Annotated in this window: 1 protein-coding gene; it reads left to right on the forward strand. The window is 44.4% G+C overall.

Going from position 1 to position 232, the window contains the following annotated elements; translation table 11 throughout:
- Window positions 1–228: hypothetical protein (locus tag Q4519_RS22185; RefSeq protein WP_303516156.1), on the forward strand; the 228-nt coding region annotated here is incomplete at its 5' end.
- Between the last annotated feature and the right edge of the window lie 4 nt (window positions 229–232).

The following is a 232-nucleotide window of genomic DNA, read 5'->3' on the forward strand; positions in this document are numbered from 1 at the left end:
CTTGCGCAGTTTGCAGCGGATTTGCGCTTACATTTTCACGAACTTGTCCATGTTGCACAAGGGGGGCATTTAGGTGCAATAGCATTTATGGAACGCTACATAACAGAAATTCAATCTTCGGGATATCACGAAGCACCGTTAGAGAAAAGGGCATACGATTTGGATGCTCATTTGACGAGTGGTGGCGAGGAGGGAGAGGTTCGTATTTATGTTGGACAAAGAGTTTAATATG

The organism is Motilimonas sp. 1_MG-2023, from assembly GCF_030547455.1.
Lineage (GTDB): Bacteria > Pseudomonadota > Gammaproteobacteria > Enterobacterales > CBDFNC01 > Motilimonas.